General features: G+C 66.8%; 8 protein-coding genes, 1 tRNA gene and 1 pseudogene. 3 read left to right on the plus strand and 7 right to left on the minus strand.

Features of this window, described 5'->3' with window-relative positions; genetic code table 11:
- Positions 1-73: 73 nt before the first annotated feature.
- From MU521_RS17160 to MU521_RS17175, 4 genes are all read right to left on the minus strand, one after another.
- The gene (locus MU521_RS17160; protein WP_092693990.1) at positions 74-895 is read right to left on the minus strand and encodes a DUF6159 family protein; all 822 of its coding nucleotides are present in this window, start codon (positions 893-895) and stop codon (positions 74-76) included.
- Positions 896-1,310: 415 nt separating this feature from the next.
- A tRNA-Ser gene (locus tag MU521_RS17165) sits at positions 1,311-1,394 on the minus strand.
- Between the two features lie 27 nt (positions 1,395-1,421).
- Positions 1,422-1,634, minus strand: a complete 213-nt coding sequence (locus MU521_RS17170) for a DUF7981 family protein (RefSeq protein ID WP_092693988.1) — start codon at positions 1,632-1,634, stop codon at positions 1,422-1,424.
- Positions 1,634-2,011, minus strand: a complete 378-nt coding sequence (locus MU521_RS17175; protein ID WP_092693986.1) for a Rid family detoxifying hydrolase — start codon at positions 2,009-2,011, stop codon at positions 1,634-1,636. Before MU521_RS17175 ends, MU521_RS17170 begins: the two co-directional genes overlap by 1 nt.
- A gap of 105 nt (positions 2,012-2,116) precedes the next feature.
- On the opposite strand from MU521_RS17175, the gene MU521_RS17180 reads away from it, so the two are divergent.
- Both MU521_RS17180 and MU521_RS17185 read left to right on the plus strand, forming a co-directional pair.
- Positions 2,117-2,971: an SDR family NAD(P)-dependent oxidoreductase gene (locus MU521_RS17180; protein WP_092693984.1), complete on the plus strand. Its 855-nt coding sequence runs from the start codon at positions 2,117-2,119 to the stop codon at positions 2,969-2,971.
- 31 nt (positions 2,972-3,002) lie between these two features.
- Positions 3,003-3,962, plus strand: a complete 960-nt coding sequence (locus tag MU521_RS17185; RefSeq protein WP_092693982.1) for a patatin-like phospholipase family protein — start codon at positions 3,003-3,005, stop codon at positions 3,960-3,962.
- A gap of 5 nt (positions 3,963-3,967) precedes the next feature.
- Here the strand turns inward: MU521_RS17185 and ilvA are convergent, their stop codons facing one another.
- The 3 genes from ilvA to MU521_RS17200 all read right to left on the minus strand — a co-directional run bounded on the left by ilvA (position 3,968) and on the right by MU521_RS17200 (position 6,532).
- Positions 3,968-5,179, minus strand: a complete 1,212-nt coding sequence (gene ilvA / locus MU521_RS17190) for a threonine ammonia-lyase (protein WP_092693980.1) — start codon at positions 5,177-5,179, stop codon at positions 3,968-3,970.
- 245 nt (positions 5,180-5,424) lie between these two features.
- Positions 5,425-6,072 (minus strand): CRISPR-associated protein Cas4, encoded by a 648-nt coding sequence (locus MU521_RS17195; RefSeq protein WP_092693978.1) that lies wholly within the window; start codon positions 6,070-6,072, stop codon positions 5,425-5,427.
- A 64-nt stretch (positions 6,073-6,136) separates the two neighbouring features.
- Positions 6,137-6,532, minus strand: coding sequence for a hypothetical protein (locus tag MU521_RS17200; RefSeq protein ID WP_092693976.1), 396 nt, complete (start codon positions 6,530-6,532; stop codon positions 6,137-6,139).
- Between the two features lie 279 nt (positions 6,533-6,811).
- Between MU521_RS17200 and MU521_RS21700 the strand changes: the two are divergent.
- A pseudogene (locus MU521_RS21700) lies at positions 6,812-6,885 on the plus strand (IS6 family transposase); the annotation flags it as partial.

Here is a 6,885-nt window from a genome sequence, read left to right on the forward strand (position 1 = left end):
CCATACTACCGGCCCGGATTGGCCTGACTCCCGAGACGTGAGGGCGTTTATACCAGGTCGCGCCGAGTCACCGTCAGCGCGCGCCGCGGTCGAAGTCGACGTTGTCGAACTCCGGCGGGCGCTTGCCCTCGGTCGCGTAGACGTACAGCGCGGTCTTGGCGATGGCACCGAGTGCCGTCGAGAGGAGGGTCACCCCGAGGACGACGATGGCGGCGATGACGGCGGCGACGACGAAGCCCGGTCCACCGGCGAACCCGCCGAGTGCGAAGAAGACGACGGCGGCGATGGCCAGGCCGACGAGCCCGAACAGGATCGACACCAGTCCGACGCCGAAGTTCGCACCCGCGGTCTCGCCCCAGGTGTTCTTGAACGTCTCACCGCTGCGCTTGAACATCTCCAGCGGGCCGACGTCCTCGAAGACGATCACTGGGATGATGAAGTAGGTGATGATCGACCAGGCGACGCTGACGACCAGCGCGACGATACTGCTCACGATGCTGTCGTCGCTCTCGATGGCCCGGAGCAACATGCCCACGGTCGCCGAGATGACCGCCCAGACGAACAGCGGCGTCTTGTGCTCCCAGGCGGCATTCAGTCCGGACTTGACCGATGGCTCACGGCCTTCGAAGCTCTCGCGGGCACTGTACACCAGTCCGGCGTTGAAAAACGAGGCGATGAAGGCCGTCCCCAGGTAGAACACGAACAGGACGACGTACGCCATCGTTCCCTCGAACAGGTTCAAGACGTACGATCCACCGAACAGCAGTGCGATAAATAGCAACCCTGCGATACCACTGATCACCGGAAAGAGGGTCAGTTCCGGCTGCTTGCGGAGGACGCGAAGGCTGTCCATCGACAGGTTCCAGCCCATTTTCAGGCGGCTAAAGATCCCCATGCTACTTCTTTCATCCAGGAATCACATATCTGTTTTGGGTCGTCGCGTCCGTCGGTCGTGGGAGAAGCGGGAGCGGAGCGGTGGCTGTGCGGTTGGAACAGGTGTTGTACCGAACTCGCGGCGGCGCCGCGAGTTCGGCCTGTTTTTCGCCCACGTTTTTGCGAGGAGGGTGGCGGCCGTGCCGCCACCCGACGAAGTGAGAACGTGGTACGCCAGAACTGGGATTTGAACCACGGTCGTTCCCGTTCGCTCGTCGCTCGCAGCTCCGCCGCTCGCGTTTCGAGGCGCTTCGCGCCTCGCTCCCCTCGCTCACCTCCCACTCCCTGATTCAAATCCACTGTCGGTCGTGACTCGCGGGGAGTGAGCGACGCTTCGCTGGCGGTCGGCGTCGCTCACGGGTTGCTCGTCACAGACACGCCAGAACTGGGATTTGAACCCAGAATCCCTAACGGGAACACGCTTTCCAGGCGTGCGCCTTACCAGATTCGGCCATTCTGGCTCACGTGAGTCTATCGCCGTTCCGTGTTTAACGTTTACCCTTTGGGGCGTCCGCAGGGACGCCGAACTGGTAGACGTAGCTCACGCCGGTCGCGCCGACCACGACGAGGGCGGCGACGGCGAGCTTCACCAGCCAGGCCACCCGCTCGGCACTCACGAGTTCGTACCCCTGCAACAGGACCAGGAAGGCCAGCCCGCCGACCAGGCCCCACAGCAGGCTCGACTTGAGACGGGGGTCCATCAGGTCGTGGCGACAGCCTCGATCTCGACGCCGACGCCTTTCGGGAGGTTCGCGACTTCGACGGCACTGCGAGCCGGCGGCTCGTCGTCGAAGTAGGTGGCGTAGGTCTCGTTCATGGCCTCGAAGTCGTCGATGTCGGCGAGGTAGACGGTGACTTTCAGCACGTCGGCCATGCCCGCCCCGGCCTCGTCGAGGATGGCGGCGAGGTTGTCCAGGGCCTGCTCGGTCTGGTCGGCGATGGGGGCGTCGTCGAGCAGGTCGCCGTCCGGCGTGAGGGGAATCTGGCCGGCCGTGAAGACCAGGGAGTCGGTCGCAGTGGCCTGGCTGTAGGCCCCGACCGCCGCGGGCGCGTCGTCGGTGCTGACGGTGCGTTTCATGGACGACCACGGGGGCGGCGCGGACTTAAACACCGGCGGTGCGTCGCCGATGCGTTGGCATGTACACGCCCACCTTTTTGCACGGCCGGGGAGTCAGATGGAATAATGACAGACGGAGTCGAACCCCCGGAACTCACGGCCGACCGCATTCTGACCCTGGACGACGACCGCTTCACGACCGACAGCGTGGCGCTGGTGACCGGCGCGGGCTCGGGCATCGGCCGCGCGACCGCGGTGGCACTGGCCCAGAACGGTCTCGCTGTCGCTGCGACCGACGTGGACGAGGAGGGACTGGCAAACACGACCGAGAAGGCCGCGGAACTGGACACGGGCGGCGAGATTCACGAGATCGCCGGCGACCTGACCGACGACGAGGACGTGCGACGGATCGTCGACGAGGCCGCCGAGGTGGGCGACCTGCGTTACGTCGCCAACATCGCGGGCCTCCAGCACATCTCGCCGCTGCCGGAGTTCCCGATGAAGCAGTACGATCTGCTGCACGACGTGATGCTCCGGGCCCCGTTCCTGATCGCCAAACTCGTCATGCCCCACATCCGCGAGACCGACGACGGCGTGGGCGCTATCGGCAACATGTGTTCGATCCACGGCCACACGGCGACACAGGACAAGGCCGGCTATATCACCTCGAAGTTCGGCCTGCGGGGGCTGACCAAGTCCATCGCGGCCGAGGGGGATGGTCCCCTGCGCGCGTTCACCGTCTCGACGGGCTACGTGAAGACGCCGCTCGTGACCGAGCAGATTCCCGACACCGCCGAGGAGCGAGGCATCTCCGAGCAGGAAGTCGTCGAGGACGTGATGCTCGGGGAGTCACAGGTCACGGAGATGATGGAACCGGTCGACGTGGCGAACCTCTTCACGTTCGGGTTCTCGAAGTACGGCCAGCACCTCGACGGCGAGGACCTCACCTGGGACGGCGGCCACCTCTCGACGTACGAGTAGAGTTACGTGGGCCGGCCGTCGAAGCAGTGACATGAGCGACGAGGCGAACGTCGCGATCGCGTGCCAGGGCGGGGGCAGTCACACCGCGTTCACCGCCGGCGTCCTCTCGGAGTTGCTGCCCGCCGTCGACGAGCGGGGCGACCGGCTGGTCGGCCTCAGCGGCACCTCCGGCGGCGCGTTCGCGGCGCTGGCCGGCTGGTACGGCCATCTCGCCGACGACACGACCGCGCCGGCGGTGCTGTCCGATCTCTGGACGGAACTGTCGGCCTCGGGCCCCGCCGACAGAGCGGGCAACGATACGCTGGTCTGGACGACTCGGCTCGAGAACATGGGCGTCCCGTTCCCGGAGATCAGCCCGCACCAGCACCCGTTCACGGGCTGGGGACAGAACCGACTCCGGCGGACGCTGGAATCAGTCGTCGACTTCGACGCACTCCCCGGGCTGGCGACCGCCGCGGCCCCCGAACTGGTCGTGGGCACGGTCGACATCGAGGCCGGCACGTTCGAGACGTTCACGAACGGCGACGTGACCGCCGAGGCGGTGCTGGCGTCGGCGGCGGTCCCGGCACTGTTCCCGGCCGTCGAGATCGACGGTGACGAACACTGGGATGGCCTCTTCTCGCAGAATCCGCCGATCCGTGACCTCTATCACGTCCCGCCGGAGCGCAAACCCGACGAACTGTGGGTCGTCCAGATCAACCCCCAGACCCGCGAGGGTGAACCGACCTCGATGCGGGAGATCGCCGACCGCCGCAACGAACTCGCGGGCAACCTCTCGCTCAACCAGGAACTACACACGGTCGAACAGATCAACGAGTTCGTCGCCGAGGGCTACCTCCCCGACGACGAGTTCCGCCACACCGAGGTCCGCCGCATCGGCTTCGACGGCGACCTGGGGTACGCCTCGAAACTCGACCGCAGTCCCGAGTTCGTCGACGATCTGATCGAGACGGGCCGCGAGCGTGCGACCGACTTCCTCGACGGGCTCTGAGAGACCTACAGCAGGACCTCCGTCTCGTAGCCCGCGTCTTCGAGGGCGTCCAGCACGGTCTCGACGTGGTCGTGGCCGCGGGTCTCCAGGTCGAGTTCGACCTCGGCGTCGTTCATCGCCACGTCTCTGGAGGTACGGTCGTGGCGGATGGCGTAGATGTTCGCGCGATGCCGCGAGAGGATGTTCGTCAACTCCTCCAGCGTGCCGGGCCGGTCTTTCAGGACCGTGCGCAATCGCAGGTAGCGACCGGTCTTGACCAGTCCCCGCAGGATCACCGTCGTGAGGGTGTTGAGGTCGATGTTCCCGCCACAGAGCGTCGGGATCATAACCTCGTCGTCGGCGTACTCGAACCGCTCTTCGAGGATGGCCGCCAGCGGGACCGCACCCGCGCCTTCCACGAGGGTCTTCGAGCGTTCCAGCAGTTTGGTGAGCGCGATAGCGATCTCCTCGTCGCTGACCGTCACCACCTCGTCGACGCGGTCCCGGATGATCGGGAAGGTCTCGTCGCCGATCCGTCGGGTCGCGATGCCGTCGGCGATGGTCTCGACGCTGTCGCGCTCGACGATCTCGCCCTTCGCCAGCGACGCGGCCGCGCTGGAGGCCCCCTCGGCCTGGACGCCGATCACGCGCACGTCCGGGTCCCGGCCCTTGATCGCCGTGGCAATCCCGCCGATGAGTCCACCGCCGCCGATAGGGACGACGACCGTCTCCACCTCGGGGCAGTCCTCGATGATTTCGAGGCCGAGAGTTCCCTGCCCGGCCATCACCATCGGGTCGTCGAAGGCGTGGACGTACGTGCGGCCCGCCTCGCGTTCGAGCTCGTGGGCGTGGTCGGCAGCCTCGCTGTAGTCCTCGCCGTGGAGGACGACCTCGGCCCCGTAGTTCCGGGTGGCCTTCACCTTCGAGACCGGGGCGGGTTCGGGCATGACGATCTTCGAGTCGACGCCGGAGCGCGTGGCCGCCAGCGCGACTCCCTGGGCGTGGTTGCCGGCGCTGGCCGTCACGACGCCAGCCTCGCGCTCGGCGTCGGTCAGCGTCGCGATGCGGTTGGTCGCACCGCGGATCTTGAACGCACCCGTCCGCTGAAACGTCTCCAGTTTCAGGTGGACCGCCGCGCCGGTCATCGCGGAGAAACTGTGGGAGTACTCCAGCGGGGTGTGCCTGGCAGTCTCGGCGACTCGCTCTCTGGCGGCCTCCACGTCGGCGAGGTCGAGCATAGCCGGTCTTTCCACTACGCGGAGTTAGGTATTTCCCGACCCGAAACCACAGCGGGCTGATCGGCGCACTCCCTGCGCCGTCTGGCGGTCGGCAAAAGCGGAATGGAGCGTGTGACTGCGTTTCTACACGCACCCCCGAGGGACTTAAACCCCGTGGACATTCTATCGCTCCGAAACCGCCACACAGCGGCCGTATATGACCTGTGTCAGACGGGTAGCTGACGGGCGTCCAACTATATAAATGGTTAGAGCAGTGACCGAAGTGAGCGAGTGCGGACGCCACACTGCTCGCGGAACTCGCAGGGGGAACACTTCGCGTCGTTGTCGATCCGGGCGGGTGGGCCGTCGACGGCGTCGGCCGTGCGGACGGCGCTCCGGTAGGCGGCCTTCCGGCGGGTGGTCAGCGGCACCGTTCGGACGACGCCGTAGGCCGGATACTCCGCGAAGGCGCGCTCGACCGGCGTCTCACGTTCCCACGACAGGGCCTTCGCCGCCGCGACCAGCCGCACGGTCTGGGGTTCCCAGACTCCCTCTTCGGGTGGCCGGCCGGCGAACACGAGCGACGGGGCCAGCGGGTCTTCGATGGTCTTGTGGGCGACGCCGCGACACTCCCGGCCCTCAAGCGTGCGCTCGCGGATGGGTGGGTCGGCCAGCGCCTCCCAGGCGTCGAGGCGCGCCTTCGCCTGGCCCAGTCGAGACCGGAACGTCGTGGGCGAGACGTCGATGGGCGCGGCCAACAGGTCGGCGTCCGAATCGAGCAGGCGCTCGTACTCGAAGGCCAGACTCCGGCAGGCCGCGACGTCGTCTGGCACGTCCGGCGGGCCGGCGCGGCGGCGGTAGTACAGTTTTCGCGGACAGTACGCAGCCGTCTCCACGTCCCGGAACGTGTGCATGGCCGGAGGTGGTCCCGGACTGGTACTTGAACGTTCGTGACGACCCGGTCGCCGGCGGTGCGTCTCAGCCGGCGATCCGCGCGTAGACCGTCCGGAGCGCGACGAACACGACGACGGCGAGCAACCCGCCGGTGCCGAGGCTGTGGAGCGGCGTGAACACGCCCTCGACGACCTCGGTCACCAGCCAGACGGCCGCGGCGACGGCGACGATGGCGAGTAGCCGCCCCTCGACGCCGATCCCACGGAACCAGGACCCGACGCGCTCACCGAACGACGACGCGGCGACCGGCCCCATCGCGACCGCGAACGCGACGAAGCCGACGGCGGCCCAGAGCCAGGCGAGGGAACTCGGGAGGAGCAGGTTCTGGACCACGACGAGCAACGCCAGCGCCGCGACGAGTAGGTCGGTCCCGCTCGGCGAGTCCGTGGACAGCCAGTTGCGGGGAGCGAGGACACCCATCGTATTGGAGATTTGAACAACCGGCGAAAAGAAAACTGTGCTGTGCGGTGCGGACGCCGTAAGCGTCCGGCGGCGAAGCCGCCGGTTCCCGGGATTCGCGCCGTTGGCGCGAATCCCGTGTTTTTCCCCAAGTTTTTGCAATAGTGAGGGAGCAAAGCTCCCTCATACCATGCGAACGGGCGGCTTCGCCGCCCGTGAGCAGACGGGGGGTTCGCCGCTGGCGAACGGCGGTGTTCAGATAAGGATGAAGAGTGAGGCGGTGTGTTTTCTGAGTGATCTGTGCCCGAAAACACACGCCTCGGCGGTAGTATCGACCAGATCGACTTAGAGTTTGTTGAACGCGAGGCGACACC

The sequence above is a fragment of the Halorientalis regularis genome, from assembly GCF_023698535.1.
GTDB lineage: Archaea > Halobacteriota > Halobacteria > Halobacteriales > Haloarculaceae > Halorientalis > Halorientalis regularis.